Source organism: Nonomuraea sp. WAC 01424, from assembly GCF_003947315.1.
Lineage (GTDB): Bacteria > Actinomycetota > Actinomycetes > Streptosporangiales > Streptosporangiaceae > Nonomuraea > Nonomuraea spiralis.
Genome location: NZ_QHHZ01000002.1, coordinates 587,258 through 601,756, shown reverse-complemented (window position 1 = coordinate 601,756; position 14,499 = coordinate 587,258). Strand labels below are relative to the sequence as shown.

Sequence of the window (14,499 nt, the reverse complement as noted above, 5' to 3'; positions counted from 1 at the left end):
GTGAGGTTCGACGTAGTCATCAGCGGCGGCCGGGTGCTCGACGGCACGGGCGCGCCGCCGTACCGGGCGGATGTGGGGATCGCGGGCGACCGGGTCGCGGCGGTCGGCAGGCTCGGCGGCGCGCAGGTGGGGACGGTGATCGACGCGACCGGACGGTTCGTCGCGCCCGGCTTCGTCGACTGCCACGCCCACGGCGACGCGGCCGTGTTCGACCCGGCCGTGCAGCTCGCGGCGCTCCGGCAGGGGGTGACCACGTTCGTCCTTGGACAGGATGGTCTGTCCTTCGCCCCAGGGTCCGCCGAGACCGTCGCCTACGCCTCCCGCTACTTCGCCGCCGTCAACGGCGCCCTGCACGAGGGCCCGCTGAGCGTCGCAGAGCTGCTCGCCGGCTACGACCGCGCGGTGGCGCTGAACACGGCCTACCTGCTGCCGCACGGCACGATCCGCTTCGACGTCATGGGCCCCTCGCCGGAGGCGGCCTCGCGCGCGGAGCTGGCCGCGATGGTGGAACGGGTCGAGCGCGGCCTGTCCGAGGGCGCGGTCGGGTTGTCGAGCGGGCTGGAATACCTGCCGGGCCGCTACGCCGACGCCGCGGAGCTGGCCGCCCTGTGCACGCCGCTCGACGGCCTGCCGTACGTCACCCACATGCGGGCCTACGGCGCGAACGCCGCGGTCGGCATGGAGGAGGTCGTGGACATCGCCGGGCGCTCGGGCACGGCCGTGCACGTCTCCCACCTGCACGGGCCCGCCGACGTGCTGTTGCCGCTGGTCGGCAGGGCGCACGACGAGGGCGTCGACCTCACCTTCGACACCTACCCCTACCTGCGTGGCAGCACGATCCTGGCCATGGTGGTGCTGCCGCCGTCCGTGCCGGGCGCCCAGACGGACCTGGCGCTGGAGATGATCGCCTCGGCCGAGCTCGACGACTGGTGGGCGGGGCTCGGCGACCTCTGGCCGCGCCTGACCGTCTCCCACGCGCCCGGCCTGGAGTGGGCGGAGGGGCTGGCCCTGCCGGAGGCGGCCGGGCGGGCCGGCATGGACCCCGCCGCGTTCTGCCGCCACCTGCTGGTGGAGACGCGGCTGGAGGCCGGGTGCGTCTCCGCGCGGCCCGACGAGGGCCCCGTGGGGGAGGAGTCCGTACGCCGGATCCTGCGCCATCCCTCCCACACCGGCGGTTCCGACGGCATCTACGTGGGCGGTCATCCGCATCCGCGCGGGTTCGGGGCCTTCGCCAGGTTCCTCGGCCGGCACGTCCGCGAGCTGGGCGACTGGACGTGGGAGCAGGCGATCGTGCACCTGGCCTCCCACCCGGCCCGGCGGTTCGGGCGCAACGGGCGCGGGCTGGTGCGTGACGGGTTCGTCGCCGACCTGGTGGTGTTCGACCCGCTCACGGTGTCCGACCGGGCGACGTACGCCGACCCGCGCACCCCGGCGAGCGGCGTGGACGACGTGCTCGTGTCCGGCGTGCGCGTGCTGGCGGGGGGCGAGCTGACCGGGGCCGTTCCGGGACGGGCGCTCCGATCACGCTGATCCCGGCTGGGATAAGGTCATACGCGGATAAATGGGGGGTGTTGTGCAGGTAATCCTTGGGCAGTCGGTCCTCGACGGCGAGCTCGGCTTTCCGCTGATGATCGTGCACCGCGACGCGCTGGAGCACAACGTGGCCACGATGGCCTCGTTCGTCCGCGACCACGGCATGGAGCTGGCCCCGCACGTCAAGACGCACATGTCGCCGGAGATCTCCGCGATGCAGCTCGAAGCGGGCGCGTGGGGGCTGACGGTCGCGACGACCCGGCAGGCCCGGATCGCCCGCGGCTACGGCGGCGACCGGATCATGGTGGCCAACCAGGTCGTCGACTCGGCCGGGCTGACCTGGGCGGCCGGAGAGCTCGACCGCGATCCGGCGTTCGAGTTCCTGAGCTTCGTCGACTCCGAGGCCGGGGTGGACATCCTGGCCCGGCACGCCTCGACGCGGCCGTTCCGGGTGCTCGTGGAACTCGGGCACGAAGGCGGGCGAGCCGGTTGCCGCACGCTCGACGAGCTGCTGAAGGTGGCCGCGTACGTCCAGGAGACGCCCGGCGTCGAGCTGGCCGGCGTCGCCGGGTACGAAGGCGCGCTGAAGAGCGCGGAGGACGTCCGCCGTTACCTGGGCACGTTGCAGGACGCCGTCGAGCACGTCCGGGTCCGGAACCCGATCCTGACCGTCGGCGGCAGCCAGTGGTTCGACGTGATCGGCCGCGAGCTGGTCACCACGCAGGCCCGGATCCTGCTGCGCAGCGGCGCGTACGTCACCCACGACGACGGCTACTACCGCGAGCGCACGCCGTTCAACCGGATCGGGGGCGAGCTGCGGCCGGCTCTGGAGGTGTGGGCGCACGTGTTGTCCACGCCCGAGCCGGGGCTCGCGGTCGTGGGCATGGGCAAGCGGGACGCGCCCTACGACGAGGGGCTGCCGGTGCCGCGCAGGGACGGCGTCACGATCATGAAGATGCAGGACCAGCACACCGTGGTACGAGCCGACGGCCTCAAGCCCGGCGACCTGCTGGCCTTCGGCATCTCACATCCGTGCACCGCGTTCGACAAGTGGCGCGTGCTGCCTCTGGTGGACCGGGACTACCGTGTCGTCGGCACGATACACACCGATTTCTAGGGAGATTTCGTGAAGAAAGAGCTCAAGACCACCGAGGGCGCGGCCCCGGTCGGCGCCTACTCCCAGGGGCTGGTGGTGGGCGACTTCGTCTACACCTCCGGCATGGGCCCGCTCGACCCGCACACCGGCGAGATCGTCGGCGACGACGTGGCCGCCCAGACCCACCAGGTCATGAAGAACCTCGGGGCCATCCTCGCCGCCCACGGCCTGGGCTTCGACGACGTCATCAAGTCGACGGTCCACCTCCAGGACGTCAAGGAGGACTTCGCCGCCTACAACGAGGTGTACAAGAGCTACTTCACCCAGCCGTACCCCGTACGGACCACGGTGGGCTCGCAGCTCATGAACATCCTGGTGGAGATCGACTTCGTCGCGCACAAGAGCGCGTAAGGTCTGCACGTGGACAGTTCGGTATACGTCTTCGCCGAGGACCTGCACGGTGAGGGCGTCGAGCGGGTGCTCGACAGGATCAGCGCGTACGGGGTGGACGGCGTCACGGTCGGGGCCGTCCACCACGCCGCGCTCGACGTCACCCCGCACGGACTGTCCAGGCTGACCGTCAGGCACGACGGCGCCCACTTCACCCCGCCGGCCGAGCTGTTCGACGGGCTCCGGCTCGCTCCCGTGCCCGGTCACGTCCACGCCCTCACCCGCCTGCGCGAGGCGTGCGCCGGGCGCGGTTTGAAGCTCCACGGCTGGACGGTCTTCCTCCGCAACGCCACGCTCGGCACCGAGCACCCCGACGTGACCGTGCGCGACTGCTTCGGCGACCGCGGCTCGCTCATCGACCTGTGCCCCGCGCATCCCGACGTGCGCGAGTACTCCGTCGCGCTGGCCAGGGCGGTGGCCAGGCTGGGCGTCGACAGCGTGGTCGCCGAGGCGCTGCACTTCACACCGGTCGAACCGCAGCGCTCCTTCGTGCAGCTCGGGCCCATGGACTCGTTCCTGTTCGGGCTCTGCTTCTGCGACTACTGCATGCGCAGGGCCACCGACCTGGGCGTCAACGCCGAGGTGGCGCGCGAGGAGTGCGCGCGGATCGTGGGCGGGGTCTTCGACGGCGACCCGGCCGCACAGGGCGAGGTGACCAGGGCGGCGCTCACCGCCTACGCCGGGCCCGAGGTGGTGGCGTACGCGCGGGCGCGCTCCGAGACCGTCACCACGCTCGTGTCGGAGGTGTCGTCGGCGGTCGCCGAGGAGGGCTGCAAGCTGGTCTTCATCGACTCGACGGGGGCGGTGAAGGGCTACCGGGACGGCCTGCCGACGCCGGGCCTGGCCGCCCACGACGCCTGGCAGCTCGGGGTGGACCTGGTGGCGCTCGGCGACCTGGTGCCCGCCTTCGGCGTGCTGGCGTACGCGCGGGACGCGGCGCGGGTGGCCGACGACGTGGGCGCCTACCTGCGTTCGGTGGGCAAGGACCGCGAGGTGCGGGCGGTGTTGCGGCCCGGCTACCCCGACAGCGACTCGACCGACCGCCTGGTGGCCAAGGCCAGGGGCGCGAAGGCGGCAGGCGCTCTCGCGGTCGACTTCTACGCCTACGGGCTGGTGCCCCACCCGGTGCTCGACCGCATCCCGGAAGCCCTGGCCGCCGCCGGCTGAAACCCCGCACGTCCGCTCAGAGGCCGTCGAGCAGGACCGACACGGCCTTCTCCGCATAGCCCTCCGGAAGGGGCAGACCGCGGAAGACCGCGCGCATCCACACGGCCCCGGCCAGCAGGTCCACGATCAGCAGCGGGTCGGCCGACGCGCTCAGCTCGCCCCGGCGCGCCGCGCGCTCGAAGATCACCCGCTCCCGCGCGAACCGGTCGGCGAAGAACCGGCGGGCGTCGAGCTCGGGATGGCGTACGGCGGCGGCCAGGGCCGTGACCGCGATGTCGCTGCCGGGCGGCTCGGTGAGCAGCCGTACAACCTGCTCCACCAGGGCCACCAGGTCGCCCCGGAACGAGCCGGTGTCGGGCGGTTCGAACCCCAGCACGTCCGACTCGACCAGCGCTGCCCCGAGCAGCGCCGCCTTCGACGGCCACCACCGGTAGATGGTCGTCTTGTTGACCCCCGAGCGCTCGGCGACCCCCTCGACCGTGAGCCCGTCATAGCCCTTCTCCGCGACCATCCACAGCGTCGCGTCGAAGATCTCCTGCTGCTTCCTCGGCGCCATAGGTCATTTTCTCCCGGCGAACGCCGTGGCCACACCGAGGCCCAGGTAGACGACGCCGCTGACGTACCGCAGGGTTCGGGCGGCGCGGGTCAGGCGGGTGCCGAGGGCGCCGGCGGTGAGCGCGTACACGAGGTCGGAGATCAGGCCCAGGAACAGCAGCGTCAGGCCGAACACGACGATCTGCAGCGCGGGCGAGCCGGCCCCCGGGTCGACGAAATGCGGGAGGAAGGCCAGGAAGAACAGCGCCACCTTGGGGTTGAGCACGTTGACCAGGACCCCTTCGAGGAACACCTTGGCCAGCGGTTGCGCGGGCGGCGCCCCGGCCTGCGCGTCCTTGCCGGTGAAGGCGCGTACGCCCAGGTAGAGCAGGTAGGCCACGCCCGCCCACTTGACGATCGCGAACAGCGCCGCCGACCGCGAGATCACGTACGAGAGCCCGGCGGCCGCCGCGGCGATGTGCACCAGCGTGCCGGCCTCCACGCCGAGCGCGCTGGCCAGGCCGGCCGCCCTGCCCTGGGCCAGGCCCCTGGCGGCGATGTAGAGGTGGTTGGGGCCGGGGACCAGCACCAGGGCCAGGGAGGCCGTGGCGAAGAGCAGGAAAGTCGTCAAGGAGATCACGAAACAGCAGCGTAGAATGGGTTTGGTATGACGAAGAGGGCCAATTCCACGACGATGACGTGGACCAATGAAGTGTCGGCGCCGCGTGGCACACTTGCTGGCGTGAACGGTCTTCTCGTCGGGCGCTCGGCCGAGCTGTCCAAGCTCGTGCGTGTGCTGGAGTCCGCGGCCGACGGCACGGCCGGGGTCGCGCTCGTCGGCGGCGACGCGGGGATCGGCAAGACGCGCCTGGCCGGAGAGCTGGTGGCCGAGGCGCGTGAGCGCGGCTTCCACGTCATGGTCGGCCAGTGCGCCGAGCTGGGCGACGCGCTGCCCTACCTCCCGCTGGCCGACGCGCTGCGCGGCGCCGAGCCCGCCGTGCGCGAGGCCGTCGCCGCCCATCCGATGCTGGGCCAGCTCCTGCCGGGCCACGACACCGGGGCGCCCTCGGCCGGGCTCACCCAGCAGCGGCTGTTCGGGTCGCTGCTCGGGCTGCTGGCCGACGTCCAGCCGGTGCTGTTCGTGATCGAAGACCTCCACTGGGCCGACCGTTCCACCCGTGACCTGCTGGTCTTCCTCAGCCGCATGCTCCAGAGCGAGCGCGTCTGCGTGGTCGGCACCTACCGCACCGACGACCTCCACCGCCGCCATCCGCTGCGCGCGGTGCTGGCCGAGCTGAAGCGGCTGCCGTCGGTGACGAACGTGGAGCTGGGCCCGCTGGAGTCCGGCGAGATGTCGGACTATGTCACGACCTTGGGTGAGGTGGACGCGCAGGAGCTCGGGCTCATCGTCTCGCGCGCAGGCGGCAACCCGTTCTATGCCGAAGAGCTGTTCGCGGCCATGTCCGAGGGCGACAGCCTGCCCGACGGGCTGGCCAGCCTGCTGTTGTCGCGGGTCGAGGTGCTGTCCGAGGCCGGGCAGCGGGTGCTGCGCGCCGCCGCGGTCGCCGGCCGCCGGGTGGAGGACGAGCTGCTGCGCGAGGTCTCGGGGCTGCCGCTGGCCGAGTTCGAGGAGGCGGTCAGGGAGATCGTCTCGCGCGGCCTGCTGAAGGTCCAGGGCTACGGCTACGCCTTCCGCCACGCCCTGTTGCAGGAGGCGGTCTACACCGATCTGCTGCCCGGCGAGCGCACCCGGCTCCACGCCGACTTCGCGCGTCTGCTCACCTCGTCCGCCGAGCTGGCCCACCACCATCTCGCCAGCCACGACCTGGCCGGGGCGGTCGCCGCCTCGGCGCAGGCGGGCCGCGAGGCCGAGCGGCTGGGCGCGCCCGCCGAGGCCCACAACCACTACGACCAGGCGCTCGGCCTGTGGGACCGGGTGGAGGGCGCCGAGGAACTGGCCGGGGAGAGCCGGGCCGCCCTCGCCTTCCGCAGCGCCGTCGCGGCGGCCGACAGCGGCGACAACCACCGGGCGGTCACCCGGCTGCGGGCGCTGCCGCCGACGTCCGAGGTCGACGAGCGGCTGGCCTACTACCTCTTCGAGACCAACGACCCGCCCGGCGCGATCGCGGCGGCCGAGCGCGCGGTCGAGAGCGCCGAGGACGCGCCGAGCCTCGCCCGCGCCCTCGCCACCCAGGCCCGCACACTGCTGTGGGGCCCGCGCCACCACGAGGTCGAGCCGCTGACGGCCCGCGCCCTGGAGACGGCCCGCGCCAGCGGCGCGGTCGACGCCGAGGTGGGCGCGCTGCTCACGCTGGCCAGCTACGTCGAGAACCACGGCGACGTGGCGCGGGCCCACTCGCTGGTCGAGAGCGCCTCCGCCCGGGAGACGGGCGTCCTGGCGATGGACCTGCGGGCCCGCTTCCATCACGCCCGCATCCACTACGAGCAGGGCATGCTCGCCCAGGCCGCCGAGGTGGCCGACGCCGGCGTCAAGCTGGCCGTCGACACCGGCCTCAACTGGAGCACCTACGGCACCGACCTGCGTTTCCTGCGCCTGCTCATCCACTACGTCGCGGGTGAGTGGGACGCGGCGGAGGCGGTGGCCGCCGGGTTCGGCGCGCGGGTGGGCACGCTGTCGGAGGCCATCCTGTCGTCGTTCGCGCTGTTCATCGAGGTGGGGCGAGGGTTGCCCGCGGTCGAGGCACGCCTTGAGTGGTTGCGGCCGTTCTGGCACGACGCCCTGGCCACGTACATGTCGCGGGGCATGGCCGCCGAGCACGCCCTGTGGAACGGCGATCCGGCCGCCGCGCTCGACCACGTCCATGCGGCCCTGGCGACGCTCGACGAGGGCGAGTCCGGCACGCTGCGGCTGGCCGCCGTCGGGCTGTCGGCGATGACCGAGCTCGGCACCACGGAGGGCGCCGACGACCTGCTGGCCCGTGCCCGGTTCGCCGCCACGCGGGGCCCGACCGGCGAGTTCGTCCAGCTCGGTCCCGAGGGGCGGGCGTGGGCGCTGCGGGTGGAGGCCGAGTGGCTGCGGCTCCAGGGCCGGCTCGACGTCGAGCTGTGGCGCAAGGTGGTCGCGGCGTTCGACTTCGGCTTCGTCTACGAGGTGGCCAGGACCCGCTGGCGGCTGGCCGAGGCCCTGCTCGCGGCGGGCGAGCGGGAAGAGGCGCAGGAGCAGTGGAGCCTGGCCAAGGGGGCGGCCGGCAGGCTGCGGGCCGCGCCGCTGGAGGCCGCGCTGCTGGAGTTCGGCAGGCGGGCCCGGTTCGGCGGCGGGCAGCCCGAGGGGGCGCTGACGGCGCGCGAGGTCGAGGTGTTGCGGCTGGTCGCCGAGGGGCTGACCAACCGGGAGATCGCCGGGCGGCTGTTCATCGCGCAGAAGACGGTGAGCGTGCACGTGTCCAACATCCTGGGCAAGCTCGACGTCGCCACCCGTACGCAGGCGGCGGCCGCCGCCCGCACCCACAATTTGCTGTCCTGACGGCCGCATGACCGTTCGTCCCAGGTGGTCAGGTGGCGTCGGTGAGTGTGGTGACGGCGCGGGTCGGGGAGAGGATGACCGGGGCCGTCGAGAGGGCCATGGCGGCGGCGCCCAGGGCGGTGGCGGGCCAGGGACCGAGTGCCGTGGTCAGCGCGCCGCCGAGCAGCGCTCTGGTCGGGCGTGGTGGTCGAGTTCACCGGCAGGCAGGCCGTGCTCACCTCCGACCGGCCCGGACCGGCGGGGGCGGTCGCGCGGGTCGTCGGCGTGGTGGCGCGGGCGATGGCCGACGGCACCTGGGCCCGGCTGAAGGCGTGCGCGAACGAAGAGTGCGAATGGGCCTTCTACGACCATTCCCGCTCCCGTACGCGGCGGTGGTGCTCGATGGAGCTCTGCGGCAACCGGGCCGAGCAGACGCGGTGGCGGGACAGGCGGGGGTGAGTCCGTACATCAGGGACGCCACGTGCGGCTTTTTGGGGCGATCTTTGCGTCCCTGTTCGTAGCGTCCGAGATCGGGACCTCTCACTGGAGAGCGATGGCGGGCCCGGCCGGCCCGCTCGCGACGACCTGTCCTGCCGCGACGGGTCGGTCCGTCCCGTCTCGCAAAGGAGCAGACTCATGCCCACTCTCGTCACGTCTCTGCCCGCCCTGGCCGTCGCCGGGCTGACCGCACTGACGCCGGCCGTCGTCCCGGGGGCCGCGCAGGCCGCGGTGGCGATTTCCTGCACGGTGTCCGGTCAGGCCCAGTATCTGCCTGGGGCGCAGCGGCTCCTGCATCTGGAGCGTTCCTGGAGCCGCAGGGCCCCGTGGAACTGCGTCGACCGCAGCGGCTCGGGCGTCACGGCGGCCCGCATGCGGGCCAGCTTCAACGGCGTGACGCCGAGCTGCGGCGGGCGCGCCGCGGGACACGTGTTCGAGGACGACAACATCTTCGACCGCATGTTCCGCGACCGCGACCGCAACCTCGCCAACCGCATCATCTACGACCGGCACGACCGCAGCCTGGCCGACCGCATCATCCATGACCGCGAGGAGCGCGGGAGCTCCGAGGGCGTCTTCCGCGACCGCGGGGACGGCTTCCGCAAGTGGAACGACGGCACCGCCTTCGCCCGCGACACCGCCGCCGGCGGCAACGGTGCGATCACCATCGACTGGACCGTCAACGGGGCCACGCGGACCAGCAAGGCCGCCGTGCGCATCGTCGAGACCGACAACGACACGGCCAAGGTCGCCGGCACGATCCAGTCCGGGCTGTTCAGGGGCCGGACGTTCAACGGCCGGTTCGACACCTCCCTGCTCGGCGGCTCGGGCACGTGTGTGTCGGGCGCGACCGGCAGTGTGCTGAGGGGCGACTTCAAGGGCCAGTTCACCGTCGGCTGACGACGGCGGGCCCGAGGGACGTGACCGGCGGGAGCCGGCCCGCCGGTCACGCCTCTTGATAGGTTGTACGCAGGTGTGCCGGGAAGTCTGGTCGGCGATTCCGTTGTCGATCGTGGAGTTCCCCTTGCAGCTTTCCCCGGGCGGTCCGCCGTGACCGTCACCGCGTGGCTGGCGGTCGCCGTCTTCCTCGCCTCGTACACGCTGATCGCCACCGAGAAGGTGCACCGGGTCGCCGCGGCGCTCGGCGGCGCGGGGCTCATGTTGCTGCTGCACGCCACCGACGGCGGCGCGGCCTTCTTCGACGAGCACACCGGCATCGACTGGAACGTCATCTTCCTGCTGCTCGGCATGATGGTCATCGTCGGCGTGCTGAAGCAGACGGGCGTCTTCGAGTTCCTGGCGATCTGGGCCGCCAAACGCGCCAGAGGGCGGCCGTTCCGGCTCATGGTGTTGCTGATCCTGATCACCGCGGGCGCGTCGGCGCTGCTGGACAACGTGACCACCGTGCTGCTGATCGCGCCGGTGACGTTCCTGGTCTGCGAGCGGCTGGCGTTGCCGGTCGCGCCGTTCCTGATCGCCGAGGCGATGGCCTCCAACATCGGCGGCACCGCCACCCTGGTCGGCGACCCGCCGAACATCATCATCGCCAGCCGGGGCGGGCTGACCTTCAACGACTTCCTCGTCCACCTGACACCGCTGATCGTGGTGCTGATCGTGGTCTTCATCGGGTTGTGCCGGGTGATGTTCCGCCGGTCGTTCACCTACGACCCCGAACTGGCGGCCGAGATCATGGCGCTCGACGAGCGCGAGGCGATCGCCGACCACAGGCTGCTGTGGCAGTCGCTGGCCGTGCTCGCGGTGGTGATGGCCGCGTTCGTGCTGCATCCCGTGCTGCACTACGAGCCGTCCGTGGTGGCGCTGCTCGGCGCGGGCGTGCTCGTGGCCGTCACCAAGGTGACCACCGAGGACGCGATCCGCGAGGTGGAGTGGCCCACGCTGGTGTTCTTCGCTGGACTGTTCGTCATGGTCGGGGCGCTGGTGGAGACCGGCGTGATCGCCCAGGTCTCCCAGGCCGCCGCGCAGGCCACCCACGGCCAGCTCGGGCTGACCACGATGGTCCTGCTGTGGGCCTCGGCGGGCCTGTCCGCCATTGTCGACAACATCCCGTACGTGGCCACCATGAGCCCCATCGTGGCCGACCTCGTCCAGGCCAACGGCGGCGACGGGCCGGCGCAGGTGTTGTGGTGGGCCCTGGCGCTCGGCGCCGACCTGGGCGGCAACGCCACGGCCGTGGGCGCGGCGGCGAACGTGGTCATCCTCGGCATCGCGGCGCGCAACGGCACCCCGATCAGCTTCTGGCAGTTCACGAAGTACGGCCTGATCGTCACGGCGACGACCGTCGCGCTGGCCACGCCGTACCTGTGGCTGCGTTACCTGATGTGACGCACGTCATGTCACACCCGTAGGCCGTAAAGGCTCTCAGGGGACATGATGCCTGGAATGACGGACGTGTTCGCCGACCACCGGGAGCTGCTGTTCTCCATCGTGTACAACATGCTCGGCAGCGTCTCCGACACCGAGGACGTGCTCCAGGAGACCTGGCTGGCCTGGTCGTCGAGGGACCCGGCGGAGATCGGCAACCCGCGCGCCTACCTGGTGCGGATCGCCGTGAACCAGGTGCTCGCCCATCAGTCGGCGCTGCGCCGCCGGCGCGAGACGTACGTCGGGCCGTGGTTGCCCGAGCCGCTGGTCTCGGCCGCCGACGGGGCGGAGGAGGTCGTACGGGGCGAATCGGTGTCGCTGGCCCTGCTGGTGGTGCTGGAGACGCTGACGCCGCTGGAGCGGGCCGTGTTCATCCTGCACGAGGTGTTCGCCTACCAGCACAACGAGATCGCCGGCATGATCGGCCGCAGCCCGGCGGCGGTGCGTCAGCTCGCGCACCGCGCCCGTGAGCACGTCCAGGCCCGTCGGCCGCGCAACCGGGTCGAGGCGCGCGTGCAGCAGGAGGTGACCGAACGGTTCGTGGCCGCGGCCTTCGGCGGGGACCTCGACGCGCTGATGGAGCTGCTGGCGCCGGAGGTGACCCTGTGGGCCGACGGCGGCGGCAAGTCGGTGGTGGGCGGGCCGCGTCCCGTCCACGGCCGCGACAAGGTCGCCCGGCTGCTCGTCGCGCGCACCGCGCAGCCGATGGAGGGGCTGGACATCCAGTACAGAGAGGTCAACGGGGACCCTTCGGCGGTGGTGTTCGTGGAGAACGCGCCGTTCGCCGTGATGGTCGTCGACCTGACCTCCGACGGGTCGCAGGTGCGCGACATCTACACGGTCGCCAACCCCGACAAGCTCTCCCGGGTGCGCAAGGAGCCATGATCTAGGGGTGAGACCTACAGCGCGGCAGGTGGCCGAACTGGCGAACGTGTCCGTGGCGACCGTCTCCTACGTGCTCAGCGGGCGGGACCGTCCCGTCGGCGCGCAGACCAGGCAGCGGGTGCTCGACGCGGCCAGGCAGCTCGGCTACACCCCCGACCAGGCGGCCCGCAGCCTGCGGCGGCGCAGCACCCAGCGGGTCTGCCTGGTGCTCGGCTCGTTCGGCGGGGTGCCCGCGGACGAGCGGCTGGCCGCCGACCTGCACGAGAGGGCCGACGCCCGCGGCTACTCGGTGGTCACGCTGGCCGTCTGCTCGCCGGCCCGCGCCCGGTCCGCGACCGACGTGCTGCTCGGCGGCATCGCCGACGGCGCGCTGTTCAACGTGACCGGCGACCACCTCACCGGCGACCTGCTCGCCGAGCTGGCCGCCGCCGGGCTGCCCATGGTGGCGCTGCGCAACGAGGACGTGCCCGAGGGCTGCGACGTCGTACGCACTCCGGAGACCGAGGCGTGCGCCGAGGCGGTCGAGCACCTGCTGGCCGGCGGACGGCGGCGGATCGTGTTCATGGGCCAGCGCTGCGAGCTCACCCGCGACCGGCCGGTCGGCCGCCTGCTGGGCTACACGACGGCCCTCGACCGGCACGGCGTCGCCGAGCGGGTCGTCATCCCCGGCGCCGACGACCGGGTGTCGGCCTACCGGACCGCCGCCGAGCTGCTGCGCTCGCCCGGCCGCCCCGACGCGGTCTTCGCCGCCACCGACCGGGCCGCGATCAGCGTCGTCCAGGCCGCCAGGGACGCCGGGCTGCGCGTCCCCGACGACCTGGCGGTGGTCGGCGTCGGCAACATCGACGAGGGACTGATCAGCAACCCGCCGCTCAGCACCGTCGGCCCGCTCAGGCACGACTTCACCGACGTCGTGGACCTGCTCTTCGACCGGCTCCAGGCCGAGGAGCCGCCGCCCGGCCGCGAGATCGTCCGGCCATGGCGGTTCCTGCGCAGGGGATCGTCCTAGCCGACGGTCTCGGGCACGGGCCGCGCGGTGGGTTCGGCGGCGCGGGCACGCAGGCCGAACGCGGTCACCAGCACGGCCACCGCCGCGGCGGCCACCGGGACGACCAGGGCCGTCCTGAGCGAGTCCAGGCTGGTCGCCGAGCCGCCGCCGAGCGCGGCCACGTTCACGGCGGTCACCGCCGACAGGCCGAGCGCGGTGCCGAACTGGATCGCCGTGTAGAGCAGGCCCCCGGCCAGGCCCTGCCGGTCCTCGGCCACGCCCTCGGTCGCGGCCATGGTCAGCGGGCCGTAGGTCAGGGAGAAGGCCAGGCCGAGCAGGAGCATGGTGGGCAACATGGCGGCGTACGTCCAGTCCGGGCCGACCGGCAGGAACAGCACGTACGCCAGCGCCGCCAACACGATCCCGGCGAACAGCACGCGGGCGTTGCCGAACCTGTTCACCAGCCGGGGCGTGAGCGTGGGGGCCAGGACCGTGTCGATGCCGATCACCAGCATGGCCAGGCCCGTCTGCAGGGTGCTCCAGCCGCGTACCTCCTGGAGGTAGAGCGTGGCCAGGAACTGGAACCCGGCGAAGGAGGCGAGGAACAGCAGCGCGCCCAGGTTGGCGCGGACGAGCGGCCCCGAGCGCAGGACGTCCAGGTGGACCAGCGGGTCGGCCGAGCGGCGTTCGATCAGCAGGAACGCGGCGAGCAGCGCCAGCCCGGCGGCGAAGACCGCGACCGTGATCCACGTCCCGTCGGCGGGCGCCTCCAGGCGGACGACGCCGTACACGAGCAGCAACATCGAGCCGGTCACGGTCAGCGCCCCGGCCAGGTCGAACGAGCCCCGCACCCGTTCGCCGGAGTCCTTGACCAGCGGGACGGCGGCCAGCAGGATCAGCGCCGACATCGCCACCGGCGCGAAGAACACCCAGCGCCAGCCGATCGAGGCCAGCAGGCCGCCGGCGACCAGGCCGAGCGAGAAGCCGCCCGCCGCGGTCCCGGCGTACACGCCGAGGGCCTTGGTGCGCTGCGGGCCCTCGGGGAAGTTACCGGTGACCAGCGCCAGACCGGCGGGCGCCATGAACGCCGCGGCGACGCCCGTGACGAACCGCGCGACCAGCAACATCCACCCCTCGGTCGCCAGACCGCCCAGGCCGGAGAAGAGCAGGAACACCGTCAGCCAGGTCAGGAACATGCGGCGGCGGCCGAGCAGGTCGGCGGCCCGGCCGCCCAGCAGCATGAAACCGCCGTACCCCAGCACGTACGCGCTGACCACGCCGCTGAGCATGCCGGTGGACAGGCCGAGGTCGGCGCGGATCGACGGCAGCGCCACGTTCAGCATGGCCACGTCGATGCCTTCCAGGAAAACGGCCCCGGCCAGCACGAACAGTACGCTCCAGGCACGTGCGTCCATGCGCTGGTTCAAGGGAGACATGATGCGTTCCTTCCACAATGGTCGGTTCCTTCTTGTAACCAGCAGCATTTTTGGTGACCATTGGTGC

General features: G+C 72.5%; 13 protein-coding genes. 10 read left to right on the top strand and 3 right to left on the bottom strand.

The genetic code is table 11. The features are described 5' to 3' along the window. Genes DMB42_RS08130 through DMB42_RS08115 form a run of 4 tightly spaced genes read left to right on the top strand, consistent with a single transcriptional unit; the run spans position 1 to position 4,246 of the window. Complete coding sequence (locus DMB42_RS08130) at positions 1–1,530, top strand: amidohydrolase family protein (RefSeq protein WP_125632166.1); 1,530 nt, start codon at positions 1–3, stop codon at positions 1,528–1,530. Between the two features lie 43 nt (positions 1,531–1,573). Beyond that, on the top strand, positions 1,574–2,650 hold the full coding sequence (locus tag DMB42_RS08125) for an alanine racemase (RefSeq protein ID WP_260477557.1): 1,077 nt from the start codon (positions 1,574–1,576) through the stop codon (positions 2,648–2,650). Positions 2,651–2,659: 9 nt separating this feature from the next. Next, positions 2,660–3,040, top strand: coding sequence for a RidA family protein (locus DMB42_RS08120; RefSeq protein ID WP_125632161.1), 381 nt, complete (start codon positions 2,660–2,662; stop codon positions 3,038–3,040). 9 nt (positions 3,041–3,049) lie between these two features. Next, positions 3,050–4,246 (top strand): hypothetical protein, encoded by a 1,197-nt coding sequence (locus tag DMB42_RS08115; RefSeq protein ID WP_125632159.1) that lies wholly within the window; start codon positions 3,050–3,052, stop codon positions 4,244–4,246. 16 nt (positions 4,247–4,262) lie between these two features. Here the strand turns inward: DMB42_RS08115 and DMB42_RS08110 are convergent, their stop codons facing one another. Together DMB42_RS08110 and DMB42_RS08105 are read right to left on the bottom strand one after the other, a co-directional pair. Further along, positions 4,263–4,802, bottom strand: coding sequence for a TetR/AcrR family transcriptional regulator (locus DMB42_RS08110; protein WP_125632157.1), 540 nt, complete (start codon positions 4,800–4,802; stop codon positions 4,263–4,265). Between the two features lie 3 nt (positions 4,803–4,805). Then, positions 4,806–5,420: a LysE family translocator gene (locus tag DMB42_RS08105; RefSeq protein ID WP_125632155.1), complete on the bottom strand. Its 615-nt coding sequence runs from the start codon at positions 5,418–5,420 to the stop codon at positions 4,806–4,808. Positions 5,421–5,522: 102 nt separating this feature from the next. Here DMB42_RS08105 and DMB42_RS08100 point away from each other — a divergent pair, with 102 nt between their 5' ends. The 6 genes from DMB42_RS08100 to DMB42_RS08075 all read left to right on the top strand — a co-directional run bounded on the left by DMB42_RS08100 (position 5,523) and on the right by DMB42_RS08075 (position 13,017). Beyond that, the gene (locus tag DMB42_RS08100) at positions 5,523–8,264 is read left to right on the top strand and encodes an AAA family ATPase (protein WP_260477556.1); all 2,742 of its coding nucleotides are present in this window, start codon (positions 5,523–5,525) and stop codon (positions 8,262–8,264) included. A 138-nt stretch (positions 8,265–8,402) separates the two neighbouring features. Further along, positions 8,403–8,702 carry a CGNR zinc finger domain-containing protein gene (locus tag DMB42_RS54140; RefSeq protein WP_221762049.1) on the top strand — a complete coding sequence of 100 codons (300 nt, stop codon included), beginning with the start codon at positions 8,403–8,405 and terminating at the stop codon, positions 8,700–8,702. A 177-nt stretch (positions 8,703–8,879) separates the two neighbouring features. Beyond that, positions 8,880–9,641 carry a hypothetical protein gene (locus DMB42_RS08090; protein ID WP_125632153.1) on the top strand — a complete coding sequence of 254 codons (762 nt, stop codon included), beginning with the start codon at positions 8,880–8,882 and terminating at the stop codon, positions 9,639–9,641. Positions 9,642–9,791: 150 nt separating this feature from the next. After that, entirely contained in the window at positions 9,792–11,084 is a 1,293-nt protein-coding gene (locus DMB42_RS08085; RefSeq protein ID WP_125632152.1) for an ArsB/NhaD family transporter, read from the top strand. A 57-nt stretch (positions 11,085–11,141) separates the two neighbouring features. After that, positions 11,142–12,008 (top strand): RNA polymerase sigma-70 factor, encoded by an 867-nt coding sequence (locus DMB42_RS08080; RefSeq protein ID WP_260477555.1) that lies wholly within the window; start codon positions 11,142–11,144, stop codon positions 12,006–12,008. A 7-nt stretch (positions 12,009–12,015) separates the two neighbouring features. Further along, the gene (locus DMB42_RS08075; protein WP_125632148.1) at positions 12,016–13,017 is read left to right on the top strand and encodes a LacI family DNA-binding transcriptional regulator; all 1,002 of its coding nucleotides are present in this window, start codon (positions 12,016–12,018) and stop codon (positions 13,015–13,017) included. On the opposite strand, the gene DMB42_RS08070 is transcribed toward DMB42_RS08075, so the two are convergent. Then, on the bottom strand, positions 13,014–14,432 hold the full coding sequence (locus DMB42_RS08070; protein ID WP_221762048.1) for an MFS transporter: 1,419 nt from the start codon (positions 14,430–14,432) through the stop codon (positions 13,014–13,016). The genes DMB42_RS08075 and DMB42_RS08070 overlap by 4 nt on opposite strands. Positions 14,433–14,499 lie beyond the last annotated feature (67 nt).

What these genes read in the sequence shown, in the direction of transcription:
- DMB42_RS08110 (WP_125632157.1), bottom strand. Translation starts at nt 4,802, where the DNA reads ATGGCGCCGAGGAAGCAGCAGGAGATCTTCGACGCGACGCTGTGGATG.
- DMB42_RS08070 (WP_221762048.1), bottom strand. Translation starts at nt 14,432, where the DNA reads ATGTCTCCCTTGAACCAGCGCATGGACGCACGTGCCTGGAGCGTACTG.
- DMB42_RS08080 (WP_260477555.1), top strand. Translation starts at nt 11,142, where the DNA reads ATGACGGACGTGTTCGCCGACCACCGGGAGCTGCTGTTCTCCATCGTG.
- DMB42_RS08090 (WP_125632153.1), top strand. Translation starts at nt 8,880, where the DNA reads ATGCCCACTCTCGTCACGTCTCTGCCCGCCCTGGCCGTCGCCGGGCTG.